This window comes from Streptomyces sp. NPDC003327, from assembly GCF_053589515.1.
Genome location: NZ_JBSFSA010000002.1, coordinates 160,980 through 187,658 on the forward strand (window position 1 = coordinate 160,980; position 26,679 = coordinate 187,658).

At 74.6% G+C, this 26,679-nt stretch carries 20 protein-coding genes; 6 read left to right on the plus strand and 14 right to left on the minus strand.

Translation table 11 applies throughout. The features are described 5' to 3' along the window. Window positions 1–5 precede the first annotated feature (5 nt). The 6 genes from ACWDVG_RS02355 to ACWDVG_RS02380 all read right to left on the minus strand — a co-directional run bounded on the left by ACWDVG_RS02355 (window position 6) and on the right by ACWDVG_RS02380 (window position 7,770). A complete protein-coding gene (locus ACWDVG_RS02355; RefSeq protein WP_451695351.1) occupies window positions 6–1,418 on the minus strand; it encodes a lysine N(6)-hydroxylase/L-ornithine N(5)-oxygenase family protein in 1,413 nt (470 codons plus the stop codon). Further along, on the minus strand, window positions 1,415–2,797 hold the full coding sequence (locus ACWDVG_RS02360; protein WP_451695353.1) for a pyridoxal phosphate-dependent decarboxylase family protein: 1,383 nt from the start codon (window positions 2,795–2,797) through the stop codon (window positions 1,415–1,417). The genes ACWDVG_RS02355 and ACWDVG_RS02360 overlap by 4 nt, the downstream gene beginning before the upstream one ends. A gap of 131 nt (window positions 2,798–2,928) precedes the next feature. After that, window positions 2,929–5,415, minus strand: coding sequence for an aminopeptidase N (pepN, locus tag ACWDVG_RS02365; protein WP_451695355.1), 2,487 nt, complete (start codon window positions 5,413–5,415; stop codon window positions 2,929–2,931). 152 nt (window positions 5,416–5,567) lie between these two features. Continuing rightward, on the minus strand, window positions 5,568–6,557 hold the full coding sequence (locus tag ACWDVG_RS02370) for an asparaginase (RefSeq protein WP_451695356.1): 990 nt from the start codon (window positions 6,555–6,557) through the stop codon (window positions 5,568–5,570). Further along, on the minus strand, window positions 6,557–6,871 hold the full coding sequence (locus tag ACWDVG_RS02375; protein ID WP_451695358.1) for a chorismate mutase: 315 nt from the start codon (window positions 6,869–6,871) through the stop codon (window positions 6,557–6,559). Before ACWDVG_RS02375 ends, ACWDVG_RS02370 begins: the two co-directional genes overlap by 1 nt. An 11-nt stretch (window positions 6,872–6,882) precedes the next feature. Continuing rightward, window positions 6,883–7,770 carry a helix-turn-helix domain-containing protein gene (locus tag ACWDVG_RS02380; protein ID WP_451695360.1) on the minus strand — a complete coding sequence of 296 codons (888 nt, stop codon included), beginning with the start codon at window positions 7,768–7,770 and terminating at the stop codon, window positions 6,883–6,885. Between the two features lie 142 nt (window positions 7,771–7,912). Between ACWDVG_RS02380 and ACWDVG_RS02385 the strand changes: the two genes are divergently transcribed. Continuing rightward, window positions 7,913–9,661: a glycoside hydrolase family 35 protein gene (locus tag ACWDVG_RS02385; protein WP_451695362.1), complete on the plus strand. Its 1,749-nt coding sequence runs from the start codon at window positions 7,913–7,915 to the stop codon at window positions 9,659–9,661. 152 nt (window positions 9,662–9,813) lie between these two features. On the opposite strand, the gene ACWDVG_RS02390 is transcribed toward ACWDVG_RS02385, so the two are convergent. After that, on the minus strand, window positions 9,814–10,599 hold the full coding sequence (locus ACWDVG_RS02390) for a S1 family peptidase (protein WP_451695364.1): 786 nt from the start codon (window positions 10,597–10,599) through the stop codon (window positions 9,814–9,816). 193 nt (window positions 10,600–10,792) lie between these two features. Here ACWDVG_RS02390 and ACWDVG_RS02395 point away from each other — a divergent pair, with 193 nt between their 5' ends. Together ACWDVG_RS02395 and ACWDVG_RS02400 are read left to right on the plus strand one after the other, a co-directional pair. After that, window positions 10,793–11,848 carry a hypothetical protein gene (locus ACWDVG_RS02395; RefSeq protein WP_451695366.1) on the plus strand — a complete coding sequence of 352 codons (1,056 nt, stop codon included), beginning with the start codon at window positions 10,793–10,795 and terminating at the stop codon, window positions 11,846–11,848. A gap of 137 nt (window positions 11,849–11,985) precedes the next feature. Continuing rightward, window positions 11,986–13,470, plus strand: coding sequence for an ankyrin repeat domain-containing protein (locus ACWDVG_RS02400; protein ID WP_451695367.1), 1,485 nt, complete (start codon window positions 11,986–11,988; stop codon window positions 13,468–13,470). Between the two features lie 6 nt (window positions 13,471–13,476). Here the strand turns inward: ACWDVG_RS02400 and ACWDVG_RS02405 are convergent, their stop codons facing one another. From ACWDVG_RS02405 to ACWDVG_RS02435, 7 genes are all read right to left on the minus strand, one after another. After that, a complete protein-coding gene (locus ACWDVG_RS02405; protein WP_451695369.1) occupies window positions 13,477–13,905 on the minus strand; it encodes a ribonuclease domain-containing protein in 429 nt (142 codons plus the stop codon). 74 nt (window positions 13,906–13,979) lie between these two features. Beyond that, a complete protein-coding gene (locus ACWDVG_RS02410; protein ID WP_451695371.1) occupies window positions 13,980–15,605 on the minus strand; it encodes a PE-PGRS family protein in 1,626 nt (541 codons plus the stop codon). 364 nt (window positions 15,606–15,969) lie between these two features. Then, complete coding sequence (locus ACWDVG_RS02415) at window positions 15,970–17,610, minus strand: DEAD/DEAH box helicase (RefSeq protein WP_451695373.1); 1,641 nt, start codon at window positions 17,608–17,610, stop codon at window positions 15,970–15,972. Window positions 17,611–17,743: 133 nt separating this feature from the next. After that, window positions 17,744–18,415 (minus strand): TetR/AcrR family transcriptional regulator, encoded by a 672-nt coding sequence (locus tag ACWDVG_RS02420; RefSeq protein WP_451695635.1) that lies wholly within the window; start codon window positions 18,413–18,415, stop codon window positions 17,744–17,746. Between the two features lie 96 nt (window positions 18,416–18,511). Continuing rightward, the gene (locus ACWDVG_RS02425; protein ID WP_451695637.1) at window positions 18,512–18,970 is read right to left on the minus strand and encodes a pyridoxamine 5'-phosphate oxidase family protein; all 459 of its coding nucleotides are present in this window, start codon (window positions 18,968–18,970) and stop codon (window positions 18,512–18,514) included. Between the two features lie 234 nt (window positions 18,971–19,204). After that, complete coding sequence (locus ACWDVG_RS02430) at window positions 19,205–19,603, minus strand: VOC family protein (RefSeq protein WP_451695375.1); 399 nt, start codon at window positions 19,601–19,603, stop codon at window positions 19,205–19,207. Window positions 19,604–19,691: 88 nt separating this feature from the next. Next, entirely contained in the window at window positions 19,692–20,411 is a 720-nt protein-coding gene (locus ACWDVG_RS02435; RefSeq protein WP_451695377.1) for a vWA domain-containing protein, read from the minus strand. Between the two features lie 168 nt (window positions 20,412–20,579). Between ACWDVG_RS02435 and ACWDVG_RS02440 the strand changes: the two genes are divergently transcribed. From ACWDVG_RS02440 to ACWDVG_RS02450, 3 genes are read left to right on the plus strand one after another with little or no spacing between them, the layout of a single operon-like run. Then, on the plus strand, window positions 20,580–25,853 hold the full coding sequence (locus tag ACWDVG_RS02440) for an HD domain-containing protein (RefSeq protein ID WP_451695379.1): 5,274 nt from the start codon (window positions 20,580–20,582) through the stop codon (window positions 25,851–25,853). Beyond that, window positions 25,850–26,182 carry a hypothetical protein gene (locus ACWDVG_RS02445; RefSeq protein ID WP_451695381.1) on the plus strand — a complete coding sequence of 111 codons (333 nt, stop codon included), beginning with the start codon at window positions 25,850–25,852 and terminating at the stop codon, window positions 26,180–26,182. Before ACWDVG_RS02440 ends, ACWDVG_RS02445 begins: the two co-directional genes overlap by 4 nt. Beyond that, entirely contained in the window at window positions 26,179–26,634 is a 456-nt protein-coding gene (locus ACWDVG_RS02450) for a hypothetical protein (protein ID WP_451695383.1), read from the plus strand. The genes ACWDVG_RS02445 and ACWDVG_RS02450 overlap by 4 nt, the downstream gene beginning before the upstream one ends. Window positions 26,635–26,679 lie beyond the last annotated feature (45 nt).

Below are 26,679 nucleotides of genomic sequence, written 5' to 3' on the forward strand. Positions count from 1 at the left end.
GCGCCCTACTGCTGGACGAGAGGCGTCAGCTTCTGGCCCTGGGCCGGGATCGCCGGCGCCTCTCGGGCGTCCAGACCGAAGCTGGTGAAGGCCGTGCGACGGGGCAGCGGGTAGGGCTCCTTGCCGGTGATCGCGTTGAGGATCGTCGCGCTGCGCCAGGCGGCGAGCCCCAGGTCGGGGGCGCCGACGCCGTGGGTGTGCCTCTCGGCGTTCTGGACGTAGACGGCGCCCGTGACCGACGGGTCGAGGACCATCCGGTACCGCTCGTCGATCCGGGCCCGGCCGGCCGCGTCGTGCCGCAGGTACGGGTCGAGGCCGGCCAGCATCCGGTCCACCGGGCGCTCGCGGTAGCCGGTGGCGAGGACCACGGCGTCGGTGGTGAGCCGGGAGCGGCTGCCCTGCTGGAGGTGCTCCAGGTGCAGCTCCACCTGGGTGGTGGCGACCCGGCCGGCCGTGCGGACCCGGACGCCGGGGGTGAGGACGGCGTCCGGCCAGCCGCCGTGGAGGGTCCTGCGGTAGAGCTCGTCGTGGATGGCGGCGATCGTGTCGGCGTCGATGCCCTTGTGCAACTGCCACTGGCGGGGCACCAGTTCGCCCCGTACGGGCTCGGGCAGGGCGTGGAAGTAGCGGGTGTAGTCCGGCGTGAAGTGCTCCAGGCCGAGCTTCGAGTACTCCATCGGGGCGAAGGCCTCGGTCCTGGCCAGCCAGTGGATGCGCTCCCGGCCGGCCGGTCGGGACCGCAGCAGGTCGAGGAAGACCTCCGCGCCGGACTGGCCCGAGCCGATCACGGTGACGTGTCCGGCGGCGAGCAGCGTCTCGCGGTGCGTGAGGTAGTCGGCGGAGTGGATCACGGGTACGCCGGGGGCGTCGGCGAGCGGGCGGAGCGGCTCGGGGACGTAAGGCTCGGTGCCGACGCCCAGGACCACGTTCCGCGTGTAGGCGCGGCCCAGGGCCTCCGCCTCGCCCGCCGGGTCGAGCTGCGTGAAGTCGACCTCGAAGAGGCGCCGTTCGGGGTTCCAGCGGACCGAGTCGACCTGGTGGCCGAAGCGGAGGCCGGGCAGCCGCTCGCTGACCCAGCGGCAGTAGGCGTCGTACTCGGCGCGCTGGATGTGGAACTTCTCCGCGAAGTAGAAGGGGAAGAGGCGCTCCCTGCTCTTGAGGTAGTTGAGGAAGGTCCACGGGCTCGCCGGGTCGGCGAGGGTGACGAGGTCGGCGAGGAACGGGACCTGGAGGGTGGCGCCGTCCAGGAGCAGGCCGGGGTGCCAGTGGAAGGCCGGGCGCTGCTCGTAGAAGGTGGCGGCGAGCCCTCCGGGGACGCCGTGCGCGAGCGCGGCGAGGGAGAGGTTGAAGGGGCCGATGCCGACGCCCACGAGGTCGTGGGGCTGGTCGAGGTCCTGCTGAGGGGTGCTGCCGGTCATCGGTGCGTGCTGCCTTCCACGAGGGTGAGGATCCGGGCCAGGTCGCCGGAGGTGGCGTGCGGGTTGAGCAGGGTGGCCTTCAGCCAGAGACGGCCGTCGGCCCGGGCGCGGCCGAGGACGCAGCGGCCCTCGGCGAGCAGGGTGCGGCGGATCGCCGCGACGGCGGCGTCGTCCGCGTCGCCGGGGCGGAAGAGGACGGTGGTGAGGGTGGGGCGGTCGCGGAGGTCCAGGCCGGGGGCCTTCTCGACCAGGTCGGCGAGCTCCTGGGCGAGGTCCATGCACCGGTCGACGAGGGCGCCGAGGCCGGTGCGGCCGAACGCGCGGAGGGTGACGGCGACCTTCAGCACGTCCGGGCGGCGGGTGGTGCGCAGCGAGCGGCCGAGGAGGTCGGGCAGGCCCGCCTCGGTGTCGTCGTCGGCGTTGAGGTACTCCGCGGTGTGGCCGAGTGCGGCGAGGTCGGCGGCGTCCCGGACGGCGAGGAGGCCCGCGGCGGCGGGCTGCCAGCCGAGCTTGTGCAGGTCGACCGTGACGGTGCGGGCCCGGTCGAGGCCGTCGAGGAGCCGCCGGTGGGTGCGGCTGAGGAGGAGCGGGCCGCCGTAGGCGGCGTCCACGTGGAGGTCGGCGCCGTGGGCCGCGCAGACGTCGGCGAGTTCGGGCAGCGGGTCGATCAGGCCCGCGTCGGTGGTGCCCGCGGTGGCGGCGACGACGGCGGGGCCCTCGATGCCCGTGAGGGCGTCGGCGAGCGCGGCCGGGTCCATCGTGCCGCGCGGGGCGGGGACGGTGACCGGCTCCGGCAGGCCGAGGAGCCAGGCGGCGCGGTGGAAGGAGTGGTGGGCGTCGGCGCCGACGACCGTGCGGACGGCGCGGCCGTGCCGCTCCCGCGCCAGGAGCAGGGCGAGCTGGTTGGACTCGGTGCCGCCGGTGGTGACGAGGGCGTCGGGGTGGTCGGCCGCCGGGAAGACCTCCGCCGCGAGGGCGGCCGTGACGCGGGCCTCCAGCTCGGAGGCGGCGGGCGCCTGGTCCCAGGAGTCCATCGAGGGGTTGAGGGCGGAGGCGGCGAGGTCGGCGGCGGCCGCGAGCGCGAGGGGCGGGGTGTGGAGGTGGGCGGCGCAGAGCGGGTGGGCGGGGTCGGCGGCGCCTTCCGCGAGGGCCCCGACGAGGGTGCGGAGCGCCTCGTCGGGGCCGGTGCCCGTCTCGGGCAGCGCCTCCCCGAGGGCCTGGCGCACCCGTGCGGCCACGGCTTCGGGGCCCCCGGCGGGGAGGGGGCCGCCCCGGGCCCGGGCTCCTTCGCGGAGGGCGTCGAGGGCGGTGCCGAGGAGTCGGCTCAGGGCGGCGGGGCGGGCGGGGTCGGTGGCGAGGGGCGGGGGTGCGGCACGCATGGACGACAGCGTGCCGGGGGCGCGGCCGGTACGTCCGGGGAGTGGCCCGGCGTGACCCGAACGGGGGACACGGGCGTGACAGCCGCCCGCGCCCGTGCTCCCCTTCTTGCCTCCCCCGCCCCCCCGGGGGGTCAGGCCGTGCGGGCCTTCAGGGCGCGGCGGAGGTCGTCGAGCTGGTCGACCAGTTTGCGGCGGAGGGCCGGGATCATCGGGGAGTCCGCGAGGTGGGACTCCCCGAGGGCGAGGGCGTCCTCCGTCGTCTCGTAGGCCGGGAAGGCGTAGCGTCCCGCCGCCTCGGCCATCGCGGGCCCGCGCCGGTCGCCGAGCGCGATGGCCGCCTCGTAGTAGCGGGGCACGTACTCCCGTACCAGATCGGCCTGTTCGGGCTGCCAGAAGCCCTGGGCGACGGCGGTGAAGAGGTAGTTGGACAGGTCGTCCGACGCGAAGAGGGAGGCCCAGGCGGCGGCCTTCGCCTCCGGGGTCGGCAGGGCGGCCCGGCAGCGGGCGGCGCCCTCCTGGCCGGTGGCGCTCGGGTCCTGCTCCAGTTCGGCGGCGATCACGGTCTCGTCGGTGGCGCCGAGGACGGCGAGCCGGGCGAGGATGCGCCAGCGCAGCTCGGGGTCGAGTTCGGGGCCGCCGTGGACGGTTCCCTCGTCGAGCCAGGAGGCGATCTTGTCGGGCGTGGTGGCGCTGTCGATGCAGGCGCGGACGGCGGTGAGGCGAAGACCGGGCGCCTCCCCGTCCTCGGTGCGGCGCAGCAGGGCGCGGGCGATCCCGCCGATCCCGGCGAGGGCGGCGGGGCGCTCGGCCTCGGGGACGTAGTGGTCGGCGATCTGGGTGCGGGCGAAGCCGAGCACGCCCTGGACGACGGCGAGTTCGTCCTCCTCGGGGAGGTGGGCGAGGGCCGTCTCCAGATAGGCGGCGGGCTCCAGTTCGCCGTCGCGGACCATGTCGCGCAGGCTGTTCCAGACGACGGCGCGGGTGACCGGGTCGGGGAGGGCGGAGAGGCCCCGGAGGACGGTCTCCTCGGAGACGTCGTCGAAGCGCACCTTGGCGTAGGTGAGGTCCTCCTCGTTGAGGACGACGAGGGCGGGGCGGGGGCCGGTCAGCTCCAGCGGCGCCTCCTGCGGGACGTCGATCTCGTGGCGCTCGCGCAGGACGGGGGCGCCGAGGGCGTCCCGGTCGTAGACGCCGGCCCTGATCCGGTGCGGGCGGCTGCCCTCGCGGTCGACCGTGAGGGTCCAGTGCTGGCCCTCGCCGTCGAGGCGCGGCCTGAGGACGTCGACGCCGGTCGTGCGCAGCCACTGCTCGGCCCAGCCGTGGACGTCGCGGTCGGTGGCGGCGGCGAGGTTGTCGATGAAGTCGGCGAGGGTGGCGTTGCCGAACTTGTGGCGCTTGAAGTGGATGTTGATGCCCGCGAGGAAGTCCTCCTCGCCGAGCCAGGCGACGAGCTGGCGCAGGGCGGAGGCGCCCTTGGCGTAGGAGATGCCGTCGAAGTTGAGGAGCGCGGAGGCGGTGTCGGGGACGGCCTCCGGGTCGGGGGCGACGGGGTGGGTGGAGGGCCGCTGGTCGGCCTCGTAACCCCAGGCCTTGCGGGTGACGCCGAAGTCGATCCAGGTGTCGGGGAAGAGGTCGGAGCAGGCTTCGTTGACGGTCTGGAAGCCCATGTACTCGGCGAAGGACTCGTTCAGCCAGATGTCGTCCCACCAGCGGAGGGTGACGAGGTCGCCGAACCACATGTGGGCCATCTCGTGGGCGATGACCATGGCGCGGGTCTGCCGCTCGGTGACGGTGACGGCGGAGCGGAAGACGAACTCGTCGCGGAAGGTGACGAGTCCGGGGTTCTCCATGGCGCCGGCGTTGAACTCGGGCACGAAGGCCTGGTCGTACGAGTCGAAGGGGTACGGCTCGTCGAACTTCTCGTGGTAGCGGTCGTAGCAGGCCTTGGTGACGGCGAGGATCTCGTCGGCGTCGGCGTCGAGGTGCGCGGCGAGGGAGCGGCGGCAGTGGATGCCGAAGGGCAGGCCGGCGTGCTCGGTGCGGACGGAGTGCCAGGGGCCCGCGGCGACGCAGACGAAGTAGGTGGAGAGCAGCGGCGTGGGGGCGGCCTGCCAGCTGCCGTCGGGCTGCTGTTCGGTGATGCCGTTGGAGAGGACGGTCCAGCCCTCGGGGGCCGTGACGTTCAGCTGGAAGACGGCCTTCAGGTCGGGCTGGTCGAAGGCGGCGAAGACGCGCTGGACGTCCTCCATGAACAGCTGGGTGTAGACGTACGCCTCGCCGTCGGTGGGGTCCGTGAAGCGGTGCATGCCCTCGCCGGTGCGGGAGTAGCGCATGGTGGCGGTGAGGCGCAGCTCGTGCTCGCCCTCGGTGAGGCTCAGCGGGAGGCGGTTGCCTTCGAGGCCCGCGACGTCGAGGGCCTTTCCGTCGAGGGTGGCCGAGTGGAGGGTGACGGGCTTGAGCTCGACGAAGGTGTCCCCGGCGGCGCGGGCGGTGAACGTGATGAGGCTGGTGGACTCGAAGGTCTCGTCACCGGTCGTGAGGTCGAGGTCCACGGTGTAGTGGTGGACGTCGAGGAGCTGGGCACGGGTCTGCGCTTCGTCGCGCGTCAGTACGGACATGGCCCTATGCTGCCCGATCGCCGGGGCGGCTGGCAGGGGTGGTGGCGGATCGGGCGTCCACCCCGCTGTCCGGGGCGAGGCGGTGCCAGCGGGGGGGGCGGACTCCGTGGGCCTCGGGCCAGGCGGTGCCGTCCAGGCGGGCTCCGTGGGCCTCAGGCGAGGCCGGTGCCGTCCAGGTGGGCGAAGGCGGCGGTGATGCGGGGGCGGTCGTAGCCGGCCGGGGTGGCCGCGCCGCTGGAGATCAGGGCGTGGAGCAGCAGGCGTGCCTTGGGCGCGTCGAGGGGGCCGGCCGGGACGAGGCCGTGGTGGAGGAGGTCGTACTCGGAGCCGGGGCCGCGGTAGGTGTGCGCCAGGGTGGTGCCCGCGCCGGTGCGGGAGGCGAGGACGACCGGGATGCGGCGGGCGAGCGCGGCGAGCGGCTCGACGAGCCGGGCGGGGGCGTGGCCGGCGCCGAACGCGGCGACGACGAGGCCCTGGAAGCGGTCGTCGACGGCGTCGAGGAGTTCGCCGCGGTCGCCCAGGGAGAGGGTGACGAGGGCGACCCTGACGGCGGGGTCGAAGGTCAGCGGGCAGAGCGCGGCGGGCACGGCGGGCCGGAGCAGGACGCGGGGCCTGCCCTCGACGACGCTGCCGAGGGGGCCGACGCCGGGTGAGGCGAAGGTGGCGGTCGAGGTGGTGTGGGTCTTGCGGGCGTGCCGGGCGGCGTGGATCTCGTCGGCGGCGACGACGAGGACGCCGAGGTTCCGGCAGGCGGGGTCGGCGGCGACGGCCAGGGCGGCGGCGAGGTTGGCGGGGCCGTCGGCGCCGGGCAGATCGGGGCGGCGCATGGCGCCGGTGACGACGACGGGCCGTTCGGTGGTGCAGAGCAGGTCGAGGAGGAAGGCGGTCTCCTCCAGGGTGTCGGTGCCCTGGACGACGACCACGCCGGAGCCGTCGGCGACGGCCGCCCGCACCTCCCGGGCGAGCTCCGCGAGGTCCTCATGGGTGAGGGAGGAGCTGGGCACCCGGCGGAAGTCCCGGAGGACGACGTCGAGGCCGCCGCCGAGGTCGGCGAGGACCTCCTGGCCGGTCATCCGGCCGGCCGCGTCACCGCCGCGCGCGGAGATGGTCCCCCCGAGGGTGAAGACGGTGACGCGGGTCATCAGCGGGCTCCGTCCGCGATCGTCTCGTGGTGGCGGATGACCTCGGCGATGATGAAGTTGAGGAGCTTCTCCGCGAAGGCCGGGTCCAGTTTCGCGCTTTCGGCGAGTTCGCGCAGCCGGGCGATCTGGCGGGCCTCACGGGCCGGGTCGGCGGGCGGCAGCTGGTGCTTCGCCTTGAGGACGCCGACCTGCTGGGTGCACTTGAAGCGCTCCGCGAGCATGTGGACGACCGCCGCGTCGATGTTGTCGATGCTCTCGCGCAGGCGGGTCAGCTCGGCGGTGACGTTCGGGTCGATGTCGCTGGTGTCGCTCATGGTCAGCGAGCTTAGACGGATCTTCCGGCGATGGTGGGCGGGTATTCGGGATCCGGAACGCGGTCGCTCCAGCCGCCGTGCACCGTACGCCCCTGTTGTTCGCGGAAGCGGACGGGTGCGGTGCCGACGCGCCGGGTGAAGAGGCGCGAGAAGTAGGCGGGGTCGTCGTAGCCGACGCGTCGGGCGACGGCGGCGACGGGCAGCTCGGTGGCGGCGAGGAGTTCCTTGGCGCGGCCGAGGCGGACCGTGAGCAGGTAGTCCTTGGGGCTGCACCCGGCGGCGCGGCGGACGGCGGTGCGCAGTTCGGCGGGGGTCATGCCGTGCCGGGCGGCGTGTTCGGCGACGGAGAGCGGCTGGAAGGCGTCGCGGGCGAGGGCGGCGAGGACGGGGTCGCCGTCGGCGTTGGTGTCGGCGCGGGCGCGGCGCAGCGCGACGAGGAGTTCGTGGACGGCGGCGCCGGTCTCGACCTCCAGGAGGGGGTTGCCGGGGCGGGCGGCGCGGGCGATGCGGCCGATGGCGGCGCGGGCCGGGGTGGCGTCGGAGAGGGGGACGACGGGCCGGTCGGGTTCGATGTAGCCGAGTTCGGTGTAGGTGGCGGTGGCGGGTCCGGAGAAGTCGACGAAGGCCTCGTCCCAGCCGGTGCCGGGGTCGGCGGCGTAGTGGTGGGGGACGCCGGGGGTGAGCCAGATGAGGGCGGGGGCGGTGACGGTGGTGCGCCGCCCGTCGACGCCCCGGTACCAGCCGCCGCCGGCGGAGACGACGACGGCCACGTGGTGGTCGAGGGTGCGGGGCCCGACGGTGGGCAGGGTGCCGTGCTGGAGTCCGACCCCGAGGCAGACGAGGCCGAGGCGGTGGTGGACGGGGCTGGGCGTGAAGTAGCGCATCCAGGTGTGGTACATGCCGTGGCCGCCCTTTCCGGCGTCGCGCCTCCCGCGGCCCGTCCGGCGGCTCGGGGTGGGTCCGCCGGACGTGCCCTAACGTCCAAACTGCGACGATCTTTGTCCATGGACCGGCCGTCCGCCAGAGGGCGAGAGTGAGGCCATGAGCACGTTCGCTGTGGGTGACGAGGACTTTCTGCTCGACGGGCGGCCGGTACGGCTGCTGTCGGGGGCGCTGCACTACTTCCGGGTGCACGAGGGGCAGTGGGAGCACCGGCTCGGGATGCTGCGCGCGATGGGGCTCGACTGTGTGGAGACGTACGTCCCCTGGAACCTGCACGAGCCGGAGCCGGGCCGTCACGCGGACGTGGGGGCGCTCGGCCGGTTCCTGGACGCGGTGGCGGCGGCCGGGATGCGGGCGATCGTGCGCCCGGGGCCGTACATCTGCGCCGAGTGGGAGAACGGCGGGCTTCCGCACTGGGTGACGGGGCCGCTCGGGCGGCGGGTGCGGACCCGGGACCCGGAGTTCCTCGCGCCGGTGGAGTCCTGGTTCCGGCGGCTGCTTCCGCAGGTGGTGGAGCGGCAGGTGGACCGGGGCGGGCCGGTGGTCCTGGTGCAGGTGGAGAACGAGTACGGGAGTTACGGCAGCGACCCGGTGTATCTGGAGTGGCTGGCGGGGCTGCTGCGGGAGTGCGGGGTGAGCGTACCGCTGTTCACCTCGGACGGCCCCGAGGACCACATGCTGACGGGCGGTTCGGTGCCCGGGGTGCTCGCGACGGCGAACTTCGGCTCGGGCGCGCGGGAGGGTTTCGCGACGCTGCGGCGGCACCAGCCGTCGGGTCCGCTGATGTGCATGGAGTTCTGGTGCGGCTGGTTCGACCACTGGGGCACGGAGCACGCGGTGCGGGACGCGGCGGACGCGGCGGCGGCGCTGCGGGAGGTCCTGGAGTGCGGGGCCTCGGTCAACGTGTACATGGCGCACGGCGGCTCGAACTTCGGGGGCTGGGCGGGCGCGAACCGGGCCGGTGAGCTGCACGACGGGCCGCTGCGGGCGACGGTGACCTCGTACGACTACGACGCCCCGGTCGACGAGGCGGGGCGGCCGACGGAGAAGTTCTGGGCCTTCCGCGAGGTGCTCGCCGCCTACGCGGAGGGGCCGCTGCCCGAGGTGCCGGAACCGCCGGCGCGGCTCGGGGCTCCGGCGGCCGGGGTCCTGGACGGCTGGACGTCGATGGACGGGACGCTGGAGGCGCTCGGCGGCGAGGAGACGGTGACGGGGGTGCCGCCGACCTTCGAGGAGCTGGGCGTGGACCGGGGTCTGGTCCGCTACCGGCTGGCGGTGCCGGGGCCCCGGCAGCCGTACCCGCTCTCCGTGACGGGGCTGCGGGACCGGGCGGTGGTGTACGTGGACGGGCGTCCGGCGGGCGTCCTGGACGCGGAGGACGCGGCGCTCGCCGAGCCGGTGGCGGGTCCGGCGGTCGTGGACCTGTGGGTGGAGTCGCTGGGCCGGGTCAACTACGGGCCGCGGCTGGCCGAGCCCAAGGGCGTCACGGGCGGGGTGCGGCACGAGCGGCAGTACCTGCACGGGGTACGGGCCCGGGGCCTGCGCCTCGACGCCTTCACGGTGGCGGCCGTCGAGAAGGTGCCGTTCGAGGCGGTGCCCGCGGACCGGGGCGCCGGCCTGTACCGGGGGACGGTCGAGGTGGCGGGGGCCGGGGACGCGTGGCTGCGGCTGCCGGGCGGGACCCGGGGCTTCGTGTGGGTCAACGGCTTCTGCGCGGGCCGCTATTGGGCGGTCGGGCCGCAGGACGCGCTGTTCGTGCCGGGTCCGGTGCTGCGGGAGGGGGCGAACGAGGTGTGGGTCCTGGAACTGGAGGGGGCCGGACCGACGGCGGTGGAGCTGCGGACCTGAGGTCGCGGGCGGAGGGGTGGGAAGGCCCGCGGGCGGAGGGGCGGGGCCTGAGGTCGCGGAGGGAGGGGCGGCCGGCCGCGGCCCGGACGGGTACGGGCACGGGCAAGGGCCCCGGGGCGACTGGCCGTCGCCCCGGGGCCCTCACCGTCGGGTCACAGCGTGGCCGCGGCCGACTTGATCGCGGCGGCGAAGGTCGAGACCTCCGTGTAGACGCCGGGGTAGCCGGCCCGGGCGCAGCCCTCGCCCCAGCTCACGATGCCGACCTGGATCCAGGCACCGGCGTTGTCCCTGCGGAACATCGGGCCGCCGGAGTCGCCCTGGCAGGTGTCGACCCCGCCCTGGCTGTACCCGGCACAGATCTCCTCGGACGGGACGAGGTCGCTGCCGTACGAGGCCTGGCAGGAGGCGTCCGAGACGAACGGGACGTTCGCCTTGAGGAGGTAGCGCTGCTGCGCCCCGCCCTCGCGGGCGGCACCCCAGCCGGCGACCGTGAAGGTGCCGCTGTTGTACGCGGTGGTCTCCGCGATCTTGAGCGTGGGCAGGGAGTTGATCGGGCTGGCCAGCTTGATCAGCGCCCAGTCCTTGCCCTTGCCGTTGTAGCCGGGGGCCTGGAGGACCTTGGTCGACCTGACCTTGATGGCGCTGCTCGACTGGAGGTCCACGACACCGGCGGTGGCGGTGATGCTGGTGTTGTTGCCGGAGCCGCTGACGCAGTGGGCGGCGGTGAGCACGATCTGCGGGGTGATCAGCGAGCCGCCGCAGCCCATGGAGAGCCGGACCATCCAGGGGAACTCGCCCTGGGCGGCGCGGGTGCCGCCCACGACGGGCGCGGGGGCGGCGGAGGCCGTGGTGGGCTGGAGGCTCACCGCGGCGAGGACGACGGCGCCGGCCGCGGCGAGTTTCTGGAGGGTGCGGACCAGCCTGTTCTGCTTCTGCATGTGTCTGCCTTCTTCCGTGGGGGGTTCCGGCCTCGTCCGGGCAGCCGTCGGCGATGGCACGCCACCGCTCAATGACATGCGCCCGTCAAGGCATGTCCGGATTATGGACGGCGCCCAACTGCCCCCACAAGAAAGCCTTTTCGGCCAGAAATCGAGGCCTCGGACGTACAGTGGAGAGAAGGGGGAAGCCGGTATGCCGCACCGTTACGAGCGCTCAGGGACCGACGGATCCACGACCGACCGGTCCACCGCCCGACCGACACCGCGCACCGACCGCTCAGCCGACGGAAGCGACGACGGCGAGGGACGCGACGACGGCGACGGACGCGACGACCGCGAGGGGCGCGACGACCGCGAGGGGCGCGACGGAAGCGACGACGGCGGCTACGCGGTCGCCCGCGGCTTCCCGCACCGCGCCACCGTGCACGCCTCGCTCACCGCGCTCCACCGGCGCCTCTCCCCCACCGGGATCGACCGCTACGCGACCTGCGTGCCCGCCGCCGACGTGGCCATCGACCCCGCCGAGGACCTCCACCTCGGCACCCAGCGGGTCGCCCGCGCCCTCGTACGGCACCTGCGGCTGCCCGAGGCCCGGATGGTGGTGAGCTTCCGCCCCCTGGAGCACGCGGCACACGTCGAACTCTCCGCGGGCCCCGAGTACTTCGTCGAACTCCACGACCGGTTCCGCACCCGCCGCAGGGACATCGGTGCCGCGCTCGCCCACGAGATCACCCACGTCCTGCTCCACCGGCTCGGCCTGCGCTTCCCCGGCACCGTCGCCAACGAGCTCCTGACGGACGTGGCGACCTCCTACCTCGGCGCAGGCTGGCTGCTCCTCGACGCCTTCCGCGAGGACGGCGTCGAACGCCAGAAGCTCGGCTACCTGACGCCGGAGGAGTTCGGGTACGTCCTCGCCAAACGGGCCCACCGCTTCGGCGAGGACCCCTCGCCGTGGTTCACCAGCGCGGTGGCGTACGAGGCGTGGGTACGCGGCAGGGCCGAGGCCGACCGGGAGCTGCGGCTCCCGCCGCTCGCCGCCGCCGGCTGGGCGGCGCGCCGGCGGTACGGGCAGGAGCGCCGCAGGGGCCGGGCCGCGCCGGACGCCCCGTACACCTTCGAGGGCGGGAGCCCGGCGACCGCCGTCGCCTTCGCGTGCCCGGTCTGCCGACAGCGGCTCCGCGTCCCCACCGGTCGTGCCCTGCGGGCGCGTTGCGGACTGTGCCGGACCGTCCTGGAGTGCGCCGGATAGCGGCCGCCCGGACAGCGGCGGCTGCGGCGGGGGCTTCGGCCGGGGCTGTGGCGGGAGCTGCGGCCGGGCGCTCCGACGGCGCCGTGGCGCGGGAATCGATTTGCGCCAGGCGGGGGCTCCGGGTCAGGGTCGGGCGCATGAGCACGTTGTTCGACGCGGACCTGTTCGACGTCATCCTGCACGGCGACGAGGACGGGGTCCTCCGCGCCCTGCGCGGCGGAGCCGATCCCGAGGTCCTCGCCGACGGGGAGACCGCGCTGTACCGGGCGGCGGTCGCCGACGAGGCCGGAATCGTACGGATGCTGCTCGCGGCGGGGGCCGACCCGGGGCGGCCGAGCGGCGAGGACGGCGGCGACCTGCCGCTGTGCGGGGCGTCCTGCGGCGGACACACCGAGGTCGTGCGGGCCCTGCTCGCCGGAGGCGCGCGCGCCGACCAGGAGGAGGCGTACGGCTACACGGCGCTCGCCTGGGCGGTCCGGCTCGGGCACGCCGACACCGCGCGGGCCCTCCTGGAGCACGGCGCAGACCCCGACCGGCCGGGACCCGACGGCCTCGTCCCGCTCGTCGCCGCAGCCCGGCGCGGCTCCACCGGCTGCGTACGGGCGCTGCTCGACCACGGGGCGCGGGCCCTGGACCCGGCGCTGCGGGAGGCGCGGCGGTGGATCGGCGTCGACGTCGCGGCGGATCTGCGGCGCGGGCTCGTCGCCGGGAACGAGGGCGGGGAGACGTACGAGGCGGTGGTCCGGCGGATCCGGGAGGACGGCGGGGTGACCGTCGTCGTCGAACTGCTGCGGGAGAACGGCGCCCCGGGGCGCGGGAACGAACGCCAGACCGGCCACGCGGCGATCGCCACCCTCCTGGAGGCGGCGCTGGGGCGGCGCACCCCGCACGAGGAGCTGGCCTCCCGCGCGCTGCGCTGCGCCGACCCGGAGCTCGACGACTGGACGACGGTCGTGGCCGAACTGGCCGGGCGCGCGGACGAGGAGACGTTCGTGTCGGCCGCCGCGTGGTGCGCCTACCGCGATCCGCTGCGGCGGGCCCTCGGCGCCCGGGTCCTGGGCGCGCTGCCCGGTTTCGGGGCGAGCGCCCTGCCGGTGCTGCGCCGGCTGGCGGCGGAGACGGTGCCGCCCGCGCGGGAGCCCGCCCTGTCGGTGGTGACGGCGCTCGGCGCCTGCGGGGATCCGGCGGCCGTGCCCGAACTCCTCGCCGCGGCCCGGCATCCTGACGCGGCGGTGCGGCGGGCGGTGGCGGGCGCGCTGGCCGGGATCGTGCCGCCCGGGCACACGGAGGCGCTCGGGGTGCTCCTCGACCTGAGCCGGGACGGCGACGCGCGCGTACGGGACTGGGCGACGCTCGCCCTCGCCGAACTGCCCGACGACACCCCGCTCGTACGGGAGGGGCTGGCCGAGCGGCTCGACGACGACGATCCGGAGACGGCCGCGGAGGCGGCCCGCGGCCTGGCGATCCGCCAGGACCCGCGGGCGGTCGACGCCCTGGCGGCCATCCTGGCGGACGCGGACCCGGAGGGCGCGCCCCGCGAAACGGCGCTCGCCGCGCTGGAGTTCGTCCGCGACGACCGGATCAGGACCCGGCTGGAGTGGACGTCGCCACGGCGCCGCTGAGCGCGGTCAGCAGGCGTGGTCGATCAGGTCGAAGGACGCGTAGTGGTCGGCGGTGTAGTAGTCCTCCTGCCACGCGGAGCCGGTGACGATCCGGCGGGCCCCGCGGGTGGTGACGCCCGGCGTCTTCACCGTGTACTCGTGGTAGTAGCCGGTGGAGTGGGCCGGCAGGAGCCCTTCCCTGTTCTGGAAGACGGCGCCGTCCTGCCGGTACGGGAAGGGCCCGCCCGCGTCGATGAGGCGGAGGGTGTCGTGGGCCTGGACGGGCAGGTCGGAGAAGCAGATGTCGCCGTACGCCGCGGTGGCCGCGGCCGCCGTGGAGGAGACGGCCACGGGCGCGGGCGCCGGGGCGGCGGTGGCCGGGGCGCCGAGGAGGAGGGAGGAGACGAGGGCTGCGGTGGCACCGCCGGCGAGGGCGATGCGCGTGGGGGTGCGCATGCTCCGATGCTGACGCGCGCGGACGCGCCCGCGGAACCCCGACTCCCGTCCCTTCCCCGGACGTTCACCTCCCCTCACCCGCCGTTCGCGGACCTCCGCAGGGCGGTCACAGGTGTGTCGAGCAGGTCGACGATCCGCCGCGTCACGGGGGCCGGAAGGGCCGGGTTCAGCACCGCGTCCTCGGCGGTGGTCCCGTCCCCGAGGAGCCGCAGCAGGACGCCCCTCGGGAGAGCGGGGTGCCGGGCGGCGAAGGCCCGTACGGAGCGGTCGGGATCGTCGAGAAGCCGGCGAACGGTCTCCGGCCGGAGCCGGGGGTCCCGGGCGGCGTCCTGACGGACCTCCTCCGACGGGTCGCGGCTGAACTCCTCGACGAGCTCCGGGGTGGCGGCGGGGTCGTCGAGGGCGAGACGCCGCAGGCGGGGATCGGGATCGGCGGCGAAGCGCAGCAGCCCGTCGCGGGGGAAGCGCGGGTGAGTGCGGGGGCGGCCGGGGAAGCTGAGGCTGCCCGTCCACCAGCCCCAGACCTCCAGGAGCAGCTCGGGGGGCGCGTCGTCGCAGGACTCGGCGAGGAACAGCCGCACGGCCCGGTGCTCGTCGCGGGCGAGCAGGGCGACCGCGTCCGGCGGGAGGCGGCGGGCGCGGGCCACGCTGCCGCGGACGTACGGGTGGGGGGAGGCGGCGAGGCGGCGCATGGCGTCGGGGTCGTCGTGCAGGGCCGCCACCCACGGCAGGGCGTAGGGCCACCTGGATTCGGTGTCGAGGTGGATCCCGGCGACGACGGCGGCGCGCTCCTCCTCCGTGAGGTCGGGGCGCAGGGCGACCGCCTCGCGCACGCCGTCGTCGGGGTCCTCGGCGAGCCGGGTGACACCGGCGGGCGGCAGGTCCGGGTGGCCGGCGACCCGGTGGCGCACGTCGGGGTCCTCGTGGGCGGCGAGCCGCAGCGCGACCGCGGGCGCGAGGCGGCACTCGGCCAGGCCGCGGAAGCCGTCGCCGCCGAGGGTCGCGAGGCCCTCCTCGCCGAGCGGGTCCTCGCGGTGGCGGGCCGTCAGGGCGGCGGCCGCGACCCGCTCCTCGGGGTCGGCGAGGAGGGCCTCCCGCGCGGCGGGGTCCAGGTGCGGCCAGGCGGGTCCGCAGACGGCGGCCCGCACGGCGGGGACGGGGTCGACGGCGAGGGTACGGAGCAGCCCCGCGGGGAGCCCGGCGAGCCGGGCGGCCTCGGCCCGTACGGCGGGAGCGGGATCGGCGGCGAGACGCGCCAGGGCCTCCGGGGGAAGGGCCACGCGGGCATGGGCGGCGTCCTCGACGAAGAGGGCCCGGCGGACGGCCGTGGGCTCGGCGGCCAGGTGCCGGTCCCACTGGGCCGGAGTCAGCGCGACCCGCGCCTCGCAGAGGACGGCGCGCACGTTGCGGTCCGGGTGGGCGACGGCCGCGTCCACGACGGCCGGCGGCAGGTCGGTCCGGAAGAGCAGGCCCGGGTTGCGCGGCAGCAGGCGGATCAGCAGCTCGTCCGGGAGGGCCCGGTTGAAGGCGATCCGCTCCCACCCGGGCACGTACGCGGCGAGCGGGTGGGGGGCGGGGCCGGGCGGCTCCCCGGCGGGCGCGCGGTCCCCGGGGCCGTCCCCGAGCGGCACGTCGCTCGCCGGGGATGCGACGGCCTCCGCCGCCGTGCCGTCCGGGTCCCGCTGTCCGGCCTCGTCCATGTGCGCGCCGCCCTCCTTCACGTTTCGGCCCCCTCCTGCCCTCCCTCCGTCACGGCCGTGCGGGGGAGGCGCAGGCTCGGCAGGGCCGCCAGTGCGAAGACGGCGGCCGGCGAAGCAGGCGGTGCCGGGGGCGACGCCGAACTGCTGGGTGGGGGAAGACCCCGGAGGCGCCGCGGTCGGCTCGGCGGGGGCGGCCGAGAGGACGATGTTCACGAGCGGGACGACGGGGAGGCCGCGACCGGTACCCGCGACGGCGAGGCCGGGGACAGCGGCCGGGCGCCGGTGTGGGCGGGATCGCCTGTTCCCCGGCGTACCGGCCCCAGCCGCAGCTGATCGGCCCCCCCCGGGGGGGGCCGGTCGGCCGTCAGCCCTCGGTCGGGCGGGTGCCGCGCGAGCGCGTGGCGCTGCGCGAGCGACCCGCGCCGCTCGCGGCCTGGCGGCCACCCGCGGACCGGGCACCCGAGCCGGTACGCGCGCCCGAGCCGCCGCGGCCGGAGGCGGAGCCGCGGCCCGTGCCGGTGCCCGCGCTCCCGCCCGTACCCGTCCCCGTGCTCGTACCGCCCGGGGAGCCGGCGCCGGACGGGCGGCGGCGACGGCGGCCGGAACCGCCGCCCTTCGCGCCGGGCTCCGCCGCCTTGCGGGGCTGCTGGGCCGGCTGCGGGGTCTCGATGACGACCGGGACGCCCGAGGGCTCGCGGGCGCCCGTCAGCCGGGACAGCTCCTCGTCGCTCGACTTGATCTGGGCGGCGCGGGGGCGGATGCCGGCGTTCGACATCAGCTTGCCCATGTCCCGCTTCTGCTCGGGCAGGACCAGGGTCACGACGCTGCCGGACTCGCCCGCGCGGGCGGTCCTGCCGCCCCGGTGCAGATAGTCCTTGTGGTCGGTCGGCGGGTCGACGTTCACGACCAGGTCGAGGTCGTCGACGTGGATGCCGCGCGCCGCCACGTTCGTCGCGACGAGGGCCGTGACCTGCCCGTTCTTGAACTGGTCGAGGGTCCGGTTGCGCTGCGGCTGGGAACGGCCGCCGTGCAGCCCCGAGGCCCGTACGCCGTGGGCGAGGAGCCGCTTCACCAGCCGGTCCACGGACCGCTTGGTGTCGAGGAAGAGGATCGTGCGGCCGTCGCGGGCCGCGATCCGCATCGTCACGGCCTTCTTGTCGGTCTCGTCCATGACGTAGAGGACGTGGTGCTCCATCGTCGTCACCGCGCCCGCCGACGGGTCGACGGAGTGCACGACCGGGTCGTCGAGGAACATCTGCACGAGCCGGTCGATGTTCCGGTCGAGGGTGGCGGAGAAGAGGAGGCGCTGGCCGTCCGGCTCCACCTGCTTGAGCAGCTTCGTGACCTGCGGCAGGAAGCCCATGTCGGCCATCTGGTCGGCCTCGTCGAGGACGGTGACGGCGACCTGGTCGAGGCGGCAGTCGCCGCGGCCGATGAGGTCGTCGAGGCGGCCGGGCGTGGCGATGAGCACCTCGGCGCCGCGGCGCAGCGCGGAGGCCTGCCGGGTGATCGACATGCCGCCGACGACGGTGGTCAGCCGCAGGCGCAGGGCGGCGGCGTACGGGGCGAGGGCGTCGCTGACCTGCTGGGCCAGCTCGCGGGTGGGGACCAGGACCAGGGCGAGCGGCGCGGTCGGCTCGGCGCGGCGGCCCGCCGTGCGGGCGAGCAGGGCCAGCCCGAAGGCGAGGGTCTTGCCGGAGCCGGTACGGCCCCGGCCGAGGACGTCACGTCCGGCGAGCGAGTTCGGCAGGGTCGCCCCCTGAATGGGGAACGGCTCCGTGACGCCCTGGTCGGCGAGCGTCTTCAGGAGCGCGACCGGCATGTCCAGGTCCTCGAACGAGGCCACGGGCGGCAGCGCGGGCGTCACGGTCTCCGGCGGGGTGAACTCCTGCGGCGGAGGGGGCGTGGCGGGGCGACGGCCACCGCGGGAGCCCTTGGGCTGCGAGGTGGTCTTCGCCTGGGCGGTGCGGGGGCCGCGCTTGTGGGGGCGTTCGGAGCGGGTCATGCGTGCCTTCCTGGCCTGTGCGCGGCACGGCCGGGGCCCGCACCCTCGCGAGGGTGCGGGCCCCGGCCGTTTCTACCAGGAACAATAGTGCGCCCCCGGACCTTCCCGCCCCTGCCGCCCGGTCCGCCGCCGGTCACGGCCTCGGGGCGTGACCCGAGTCACAGCCGCTCGGCGGGTTCCCGGCAGGTCGGGCGGGCCGCACGGCGATCCCGTCGAGCACCATCGACAGGTACTGACGGGCGATCTCCTCGGGGCTGTGCCGCCCGCCGGGCCGGTACCAGGACGCGGCGACCCAGACCGTGTCGCGCACGAAGCGGTAGGTGAGCCGGACGTCGAGGTCGACGCGGAAGACGCCGTCCGCGACCCCGCGCTCCAGGGTGCCGAGCCAGGCCTTCTCGAAGCGGCGCCGCGCGTCGGCGAGGTAGTGGAAGCGCGGCTCCTCGGTGAGGCGGCGGGACTCCTTCTGGTAGATGGCGACGGCGGCGCGGTGCCGGTCGATCTCGCGGAAGGACTCGGTGACGAGGGCCTCGACGGTCTCGCGGGGGCCGAGGCGGGCGGCGAGGACGGCGTCGTACCCCTGCCACAGCTCGTCGAGGAAGGTGGAGAGGATCTCGTCGAGCATCGACTCCTTGGAGTCGAAGTGGTAGTAGAGGCTCCCTGCGAGCATCCCGGCGGCGTCCGCGATCCTGCGGACGGTGGTGGCGTCGTACCCCTGGGCGGCGAACACCTCCGCGGCGATGTCCAGGAGTTCTCGGCGCCGCTCGGGCGCGGCAGCCGTCCGGGGCTTCTTCTTGCTGGGGCTCAGGGGGGTCTTCGGCACGCGCCCATTCTCGTCCCAGGGGTCCCTGGCCCGAGACCCCTGGGACGGGACCTCGCGCCACGCGACGTCCACGGCACAGCCTCACGCGTCCTCGCGCGGCGGGCTGTCGTCGTTGCCGCGCCGCAGGGTGCGGGCCGGGCGGCCGGGGCGCCAGGTGCGGAAGCAGATCTCGTCGCCGTCCACCCAGACGCGTACGACCTCGGTCGGCTCCACCCGGAAGAGGTGGAACGGCAGCGGGGCGCCCGCGTCGGCCGCGTGCCGCGCGACGGCCTCCCGGTCGGTGATCTCCACCGCCCGCCCGGAGACGCGGACGTCCCCGCCGCCCATGCCGGTGCCCTCGCCGGGGTTGGCGAGCAGCGCGAAGCGGGGGTCGCGCCGCAGGTCGAGCGCCTTGAGCGAGTTCGGCATCATGCCGAGCCACAGCTCGCCGAAGCGGAAGTCCACCTCGATGCCGCTGAGCCGGGGCGAGCCGTCCTTCCGCACGGTGGCGAGCGCGTGGTGGGGGTGCTGCCCGAAGCGCTCCCGTACGGTCGCCGCCAGCTCGGGCTCGGCGGCCGCGAAGGCCGCCCAGGTGGTTCCGGTGTCCGCCGTCGTCTCGGCGTCCGTCGTGGTTCCGGTGTCCGCCGTCGTCTCGGCGTCCGTCGTGGTTCCGGTGTCCGTCGTGGTTCCGTCTCTCGTGGTCACGGCACCAGGGAACACCGGATACCCGACATCTTCTGTCCGGATTTCTCCGGCCGCTCCGCCGGCCTCAGGAAGCGGCTTCAGGAACCAGCGTCAGGAGGCGGCGGCGGGAGCGGCGCCGGCCGCCCGCTCGGCGGCGCTGCGCTCGACGCAGAACTCGTTGCCCTCCGGGTCGGCCAGGGTCGCCCAGCCCGTCCCGTCCGCGTTCCGCCGGTCGTCGAGCAGGGTGGCGCCGAGGCCGATGAGCCGGTCCACCTCCTCGTCGCGGGTGCGGTCCTGCGGCTGGAGGTCGAGGTGGACGCGGTTCTTGACCGCCTTCGGCTCGGGGACCTGGATGAAGAGGAGACCGGCGCCGGGCGACTCGACGAGCGCCTCCTCGTCGCCGGGCTTGTCGTCGTCGGAGAGCTTGGCGCCGAGCGCCTTCGCCCAGAAGCCGGCGAGGGCGTAGGCGTCGGCGCAGTCGATCGTCACGTGTCGTACGAGAGAGGTCATGGCGTCATGATCTCCCGCACCGGAACGCCGGGCCACCCCCTCCGCCCCGGCCCCGGCCCAGGCCCCAACCCCGACCCCGACCCCGGCCTCAGGAGCGGACGATGCCCTGGGCCCGCGCGGCGGCGAGCCAGGCCGGGAACTCGGAGACCAGCCGGTCGTACAGCTCCTCGTCCGAGACCCGGCTCGGGTCCTGACCGGCGTGGAAGAAGCCGGAGTTGTCGACCGGGCGCTTCGCGGGCACGGCCAGTTCGTCCAGCCGGCGCAGGAAGTCGAACTGCTTGCTGCCGGGGTCGCCGAAGCCGACGAACTGCCAGAAGAGCGGCAGCCTGGCCGCCTTGCACACGTACCGCTCGGCGGCGAGCCGGTTGATCGGGCCTCCGTCCGTCTGGAAGACGACGAGCGCGGGCGCGGTGGAGCCGCTGTCGAGGTAGTGGTCGATGACGGCGTCCATCGCGAGGTGGTAGCTCGTCTTGCCCATGTGTCCGAGCCCGGCGACGATCCGCTCGATCCGCCCGACGTGGTCGTCGACCCGGATGTCGGTCTCGGCGTCGACGTCCGTCGAGAAGAACACGACCGGCACCCGCCCGTCGTCGTCGAGCTGCGCGGAGAGCCCGAGCACCCGGTCGGCCAGGGCCTGCACGCTGCCGTTGTTGTAGTACGGCTTCATGGACCCCGAGTAGTCGACGACGAGGTACACCGCGACCCGCTGCCCGTCGATCCCGTGCTTCCGCAGCGAGACCCCCGCCTGCTTGTACAGGCTCACCAGCGCGGGCGCGGTCTCCTCGACCTTCTGCAGGCTCAGTGCCATGGACGGTTCCCCCTCGTTCCTTCGACGTGCTCGGCGCACGCGACGTGCTCGGCGCGCTGTCGAAGATACGGCCGATCGGGGCTGCCCGGTTCCCGTATGACCATCCGTCAGTCCGTGGAATCATGACGTTCTCGGGGCGGAGCGGACGGAGAGCGGGGGCGCGGGCGCGTGAGCACGACGACGGGGGCCGGTGGTACGCGGGCGGACACCGGTTCGGGTTCCGGTACGGGGACGAACGCGGATCCAGGCACGAATCCAGGGACGGATCCGGGGACGGATCCGGGCTCGGGCACAAGCACGGGAACGGGTGGCGTTCGCAGGGCCCTCCTGATCGGCATCGGGGACACCGAGTACCTGGCCCGCAACCCGCGCCTCGCCGCCGCCTACCCGCCCCTGCCCTGCGTCGACGAGGACGTACGGCGCGTCGAGGCGGCGCTGCGGGCGTCCGAGTACGAAGTGACGTCCCTGCGTCCGGGCCACCCGGACGAGGAGCGCCGCGACACCAGCAAGGACATGATCGTCGCGGCCATGGTCGACTTCTTCGCCTCCTGCGCCGCCGGGGACACCGCCCTCGTGTACGTCTCCGGACACGGCGTCGTGATCGACGGTCAGGACTACGTTCTCCCGTGGAGCGCCCGCGCCAGCGCCGGCGGCACCCTGATCCCCGGGACGCTCATCGAGACGGTCGCCCCCGAACTCCTCGGCAGCGTCCCCGAGGGCGTGTCGGTCGTCGTCTGCCTGGACACCTGCCGGACGGAGAGCGCCGGTTCGGTGGGGGCCAAGGGGCCCAAGCCCCTCGTGGGCGACGAGTACGACGACGTGGTGTGGCTGCGGGCCGGCAGCCGGGGGCAGGCGGCGTTCGCCGACCCGAAGCGGGGCAGCCACTTCGGCTTCGCCCTCTCCGAGGCGCTGTCGCCGGAGCGTCCCCCGCAGACCCTCGGGGAGGTCGCCGCCTTCGTCCGGACCCGTGTCAGGTCCCTCACGCAGAAGCTGGGCGTATCGCGGCCCGACGTCGTGCTCAAAGCCGCCCGGGGGCGCGAGGACTGGGCCCGGGACCTGCGCCTGTGCCAGGGCTCCGAGGAGACCGACCGCTGGGCGGAGGTCCTGAGGACGTCCGGGCTCTGGACGTACACCTCGGGAACCCCGGAGGTGCACGCGCGGGTGAAGGAGGCGCTGGCGGAGCTGGCCGCCGAGGTCGCCAGAAGCCGCACGGACACGCAGTCGGAGCTCGCCACCCCCTGGCACGACCCCCGCTACCTGGAACGGGTCGTCCACGTCCTCGAACGGCTCGTCGAGGACGCGCGGCTCCAGCCTCGCGATCACCTCTCCCCCGCCGAGACGGCCGCCCTCCTCGCCGCTCCGCTGCTTCACGAGGGCGTCGTGGCCGTCGCGCTCGGCGAGCTCGCCTCCCTCCGCCCGGACCGACTCGACCGCATCGAGGACAACCGGGGCCGGGACCCCGAGGACGGCCACGACCGGCTGGTGTGCGACGCCGCCGCCGACGTCTGCCGGGCGCACTCGCGCGTGACCGTCACCGCCGAGACCCTGCGGAGGCGCAAGGAGGACGGCGCCGCCAGGGCCGCCGACCACTGGCTGCGCCACCGCTTCATCGCGGACTGGGACCGGCTGTGGGACCGGAGCCACGACGACTACGGGAGCATCCACCGGCTCCTCGACATGGTCGTGAACGCCGTCGCCGCCGGGGCGGTCGGCACGAGCACCGACCTCGTCACCGTGGACCAGCACGTCCGCCGGGTGCTCCCCCACATGACGGTCGCCCCCGGGTCGGGCCCGCGCATCGACGACACCGGCAGCCCGAAGTGGAGCCGTACCGAGAAGCCCGTGCCCGGCAACGCCTGGCGGGACTTCGAACTCGCCTACCTCCTGTGGCTGGCGGCTCTCCTCGCCGCCGACCCGCGCCGCATGTCCAGCGTGCTCGTCGACCACCTGGGCGCGCACGTGCCGCTCGCCCCCGCCGACGTGGTCGACGCGCTCGCCCGGACCGACTGGGAGAGGGAGGTGCGCGACGGCCTCACGCACCCGCAGTACGCGCTCCGCCTCTCCTGCCCGCACCCCGCGCTGCACGCCGCGCTCGAAGAGCTGGCGGCCACCGCCGACGCCTCCGTGCGCGACCACCACCAGCGCGTGCGGGACACCGGGCAGCCCGCGCCCGACCTGCTCAGGGGCATTCCGCTGCGGGTGACCACCGACCACCTCAAGCCGGTCGACCGCACCGCGTACAGCAAGCCGCTGGAGCGCTTCCGTCTCGCCGAGGACGAGATCCGCCCGCTGCTCATGGGCACCCAGCTGTACGGCGACCGGATGCTGGCCGTGCGCGAGCTGTACCAGAACGCCCTGGACGCCTGCCGGTACCGGAAGCAGCGGACCGCGTACGGCCGCAGCCGGGAGGCGTTCCGCAGCGCCGACCCCGACCTCAGGATCACGTTCCGCCAGGGGTACGAGGGCAACCGCGCGTACATCGAGTGCGAGGACAGCGGCGCGGGCATGAGCCGCGAGAAGCTCACCTCGATGTTCGCCCGCGCGGGCAAGCGGTACGCGCAGGACCCCGACTACGTGCAGGAGCGGCGCGACTGGCGGCGGGCCGGGATGCAGCCCGTCCCGTTCAACAGCCGCTTCGGCATCGGCGTCTTCAGCTACTTCATGCTGGCGGAGGAGGTCACGGTCGACACCGCCGCCGTCGACCGCCACGGCAACCTCGCCCGCTCGGTCCTCCCCCTGCACGCCACCGTCCAGTCGGGCTCCGGCCTCCTCCAGGTCCGCGAGGTCGAGGGCGGCGAACCGAAGGACGGCGGCACGGTCGTGCGCCTCTACCTGAGCGCGGAGCAGGACGGGGAGCAGTCGCCGTCGGTGGTGGAGACGCTGCGGCGGCTGCTGTGGGTCAGCGACTTCCACGTGACGGCGGAGGAACGGGACCGCGACGGCAACCTCGTCCGCTCGGAGAACTGGGAGCCGGGGGTCCTGCGGGCGCCGGAGCACCGTACCGAGGACTGGTACGGGAAGCCGGTGAAGGCCGGCGAGGTGAGCTGGATCGTCCAGGGCCCGGGGCAGCTGCTCCTCGACGGCCTGCTCGTGGAACAGGCACCCTCTGTCTACGGCTACGTGTTCAACCTGCAGGAGAGGCATCGACCGGAGCCCAGCGTGAACCGCAACTCTTTGATCAGTTATGCGACAAAAACCGTCAGAGAGGACCTGCTGGGCGCAGTAAGGCTCGCGGCCCCTCAGCTCGACGCGCTGTCACTGGACTGGCTGTGGGACTTGGCCGAACGCGAACCCCAGCTGGCGCTCCGGTTGCTTCAGCACGCGTCGCCGGAAGCCGAAGGCGTCATCGGCATGGACACGACCGACCACGTCGTGGCATCCGACCACGTCGCCCTGCGCCGTACGGGCGTGCTCGCGCTGGACGCCACCTGCCTCGGAGACGGGCACTATCCCTTCGCCTGGCCTCGGGGCGGCGCCGCGGAGCGCACCCTGCTGCGGAGATGGCGCGCCACCGTACTGGGGGTGGCGAGCCGCGACGAGGAGCCGTTCGCGCCCAAGGGCTACCCCGACCCCACTGGTCTGGACTCACTGCTCTTTTCCCGGGCCGCCTTTCAAAGCGAGTGGTCGTCTCCGCTGACGGCGGCCGCGAGGGCGAACGTGCCTTTGGCGGACGCCCTCAGGGCGCTCCGCAGGTACGCGATCACCGGTGTGCGCGTACCTGCGGTCCCGAGCATCCGGGGACTGGCCGAAATCGGAGCGCCCACACTCCGGATGGAGACTCTCCACCGGACCTACGACCTGGCAGCGCGGGCCGCGGAGCCGCCCAACCCCGACTTTCCCGCCGCCCACGCCCCTCTCGTCGCCGTGGCGGCCGACCACGAGGTGCCCCTCTCCCACCTCTTGGACGACGTGGATGCTCTGGCCCGCATCGGCATCGAGATCCCGGACCGGGGCCCTCTGCGCTCGGCCGACCTCGACATGAAGCTCCTCGCTTCCGAGGCCACGCTGCTGGCGAAGCGTTCGTCCGAGGGGGAAGCCTGGCGCGACGGAGTGGTCCATCCCGCCGACCTCCTGGCACGCACCGAGGCGCCTGCGCAGCGGCGTCGGCTGGCCGAGTGCATCCGAGCGCTGCGGCCACTCGGCTTCGCACTGTCCGAGGCCGTGAGCGAGGAGACCCTCGACCACCGCGCGCTCACCCCTGTGGAGCAGAAGACGGTCTCCCTCGACATCGACGGAATGGCCCCATGGCTCGCCGCAGGCCCTCTCACCATGTGGCAGCTCATCGATCGGGCATCGGTGTTGAACCGCCCCCTCGGCACGATGGCGGACGAGGTGAACGCACTCGCGCCCGTCACCGGCATTTCCGCGCCGGTCGTGCCGGCGGAGTGCCGGAACTGGGTGCCGTCAGCGTGGATCCACAACCCCTGGGGGCTCCCCGTCTACCGGGCTCCCTCGGTCGAAAGTCGGCGCGGGGACTGGCGCCTGGTCTTCGGCGCCCACCGGGCGGAACCACGACCGTCTCCGCAGGAACTGCGGACGGAACTGTCCCAGCTGGAAGCCTGCGGAGTGCTGACGGCGTCGATCGACGATCTGGTGGAGCAGATCGGCGACATCGCCCCCATCCTCGCCACGCTGCTCGGCGAGGCGTTCCCCCAGTGGCCGCTTCAAGAACCATCGTGGACGCTGGCCGACGGAGGGCTCTCCTGGCCGTTCCTGCTCAGGCTCGCCGCCGGTCGGCATGCCGTTCTCGGTGCTCTGTTCGACGAACTGGTAGCGGCCGGCACCCGGCTTCCGCTTCATCTGCCGGACCTGCCGGAGCAGGCGCGATCCATCAGGCCGGTGGAGGCGGAGCTGACGCGCGTACTTCATCACTCACCCACAGGTGAGCCGTCCTTCAAGGCCACCCTCGCCGTCCGGGACCTCCTCGCGCTCGCCCGTTCCCGCCGCTGCACCCTCCGCCAGGCCGCCGACGCCCTCGGCGCGTACCGCTGTCTCGGCGGGCCGGAGCTGCCCGGGGTCCTGGGGGACGGGCCGCTCGCCGACCTCGAACCCACGCTTTTCGACCTCGTGGCCTTCGAGGAGAGCCTGCTCGGGCCCGGCGTCCTCGGGCCGCTCGAACTGGTCCTCGTCGCGGGCCGGTTCGGCCGGCCGCTCGGCGAGGTGTACGACCGGTACGCGCCCTTCGAGGCGCTCGGGCTGTCGGTCCGGGTCGAGCCGAAGGGCGAGGAGCGGGACATCGTGCCCGGCTGGGCCGATGTCGTCGTGCTCACCGAGCAGTTGACCGGGCGGTCGCCGGCGCTCTCGGGAACCGTGACGGCGGAGCACGTCGTTCTGTGTGCGGAGGAGACGGAGCGCACCGAGGACGAGGTCCTCGGCCTGCTGCAGCCCTACGTGCGACTGTTCGAGCTCGACCTTCCCGAAGCCGGAGGACCGCGTCCATGAGTGCCACCGCGCAGTACAACGAGGACGACCGGCCGCCGGACCAGGCCCTCACCACCTTCCTGTGGGAGGTGCTGGCGCCCGACCGGGTCGAGGCCACGGGAGAGTGCCCGCAGTGCCGGTGCGCGCTCACCCTGTCCTGGACGCCCGTGCAGTACGTCACCAAGGGGCCGGGCAGGCCCGACCGGCGGACGTTCGACAACGGGGAGCCGAAGTCCGTCGTGTGCGAGTGCCGGGCCTGGCACGTGGGCCGGCCCGCCTCGGTCCCCAGCGGCTGCGGGTACCTCTTCTACGTCGCGATGCCTCCGCGGCGCCTGGGCGTCTCGTGGTGAGCCCGGAGTTCACCCCGGACCAGATCCGCGAGGCCCAGCGGCGCGTACGGGCGATGGAGGAGCCGCCCGAGCGGTTGCGGGCGGCTCTGCGGCAGGCGGAGGGGTACCGGAACTTCCTGACCTCCCTCACCGGCCTGCTGACGGTCGTCTTCGTGCTCAAGGGGCAGGAGAACCTGAGCAAGATGACCACCGGCCCTCGGTGGTGGGTGATCGGACTGCTCGCCGGGGGGTTCCTGCTGCTGCTCGTGGCGTCCTGGCTGATGGTCTCGGCCGTCCACGAGCCGCCGGGGCGGAAGCTGCCCGCAGGCGGGGAGTACCTCCTCCGGTACGAGAAGGACCGCGCGAAGTCCGTCGTCCTCATGACGGCCTGGTCCCGCTGGATGGCGGCCATCGGCGTCCTCGCGGTCTCGGCGGCGTCGCTGATCACCTGGATCTGCCCCGGCGAGAGCTGACCTCGGCCGACACACCGCGCGGAACGCCCCCCCGCGGGCCTCCTC

Bases quoted from the DNA above. Each gene is read 5' to 3' on its own strand.
- ACWDVG_RS02355 (WP_451695351.1), bottom strand. From the start codon at position 1,418: ATGACCGGCAGCACCCCTCAGCAGGACCTCGACCAGCCCCACGACCTC.
- ACWDVG_RS02360 (WP_451695353.1), bottom strand. From the start codon at position 2,797: ATGCGTGCCGCACCCCCGCCCCTCGCCACCGACCCCGCCCGCCCCGCC.
- pepN (WP_451695355.1), bottom strand. From the start codon at position 5,415: ATGTCCGTACTGACGCGCGACGAAGCGCAGACCCGTGCCCAGCTCCTC.
- ACWDVG_RS02370 (WP_451695356.1), bottom strand. From the start codon at position 6,557: ATGACCCGCGTCACCGTCTTCACCCTCGGGGGGACCATCTCCGCGCGC.
- ACWDVG_RS02375 (WP_451695358.1), bottom strand. From the start codon at position 6,871: ATGAGCGACACCAGCGACATCGACCCGAACGTCACCGCCGAGCTGACC.
- ACWDVG_RS02380 (WP_451695360.1), bottom strand. From the start codon at position 7,770: ATGTACCACACCTGGATGCGCTACTTCACGCCCAGCCCCGTCCACCAC.
- ACWDVG_RS02385 (WP_451695362.1), top strand. From the start codon at position 7,913: ATGAGCACGTTCGCTGTGGGTGACGAGGACTTTCTGCTCGACGGGCGG.
- ACWDVG_RS02390 (WP_451695364.1), bottom strand. From the start codon at position 10,599: ATGCAGAAGCAGAACAGGCTGGTCCGCACCCTCCAGAAACTCGCCGCG.
- ACWDVG_RS02395 (WP_451695366.1), top strand. From the start codon at position 10,793: ATGCCGCACCGTTACGAGCGCTCAGGGACCGACGGATCCACGACCGAC.
- ACWDVG_RS02400 (WP_451695367.1), top strand. From the start codon at position 11,986: ATGAGCACGTTGTTCGACGCGGACCTGTTCGACGTCATCCTGCACGGC.
- ACWDVG_RS02405 (WP_451695369.1), bottom strand. From the start codon at position 13,905: ATGCGCACCCCCACGCGCATCGCCCTCGCCGGCGGTGCCACCGCAGCC.
- ACWDVG_RS02410 (WP_451695371.1), bottom strand. From the start codon at position 15,605: ATGGACGAGGCCGGACAGCGGGACCCGGACGGCACGGCGGCGGAGGCC.
- ACWDVG_RS02415 (WP_451695373.1), bottom strand. From the start codon at position 17,610: ATGACCCGCTCCGAACGCCCCCACAAGCGCGGCCCCCGCACCGCCCAG.
- ACWDVG_RS02430 (WP_451695375.1), bottom strand. From the start codon at position 19,603: ATGACCTCTCTCGTACGACACGTGACGATCGACTGCGCCGACGCCTAC.
- ACWDVG_RS02435 (WP_451695377.1), bottom strand. From the start codon at position 20,411: ATGGCACTGAGCCTGCAGAAGGTCGAGGAGACCGCGCCCGCGCTGGTG.
- ACWDVG_RS02445 (WP_451695381.1), top strand. From the start codon at position 25,850: ATGAGTGCCACCGCGCAGTACAACGAGGACGACCGGCCGCCGGACCAG.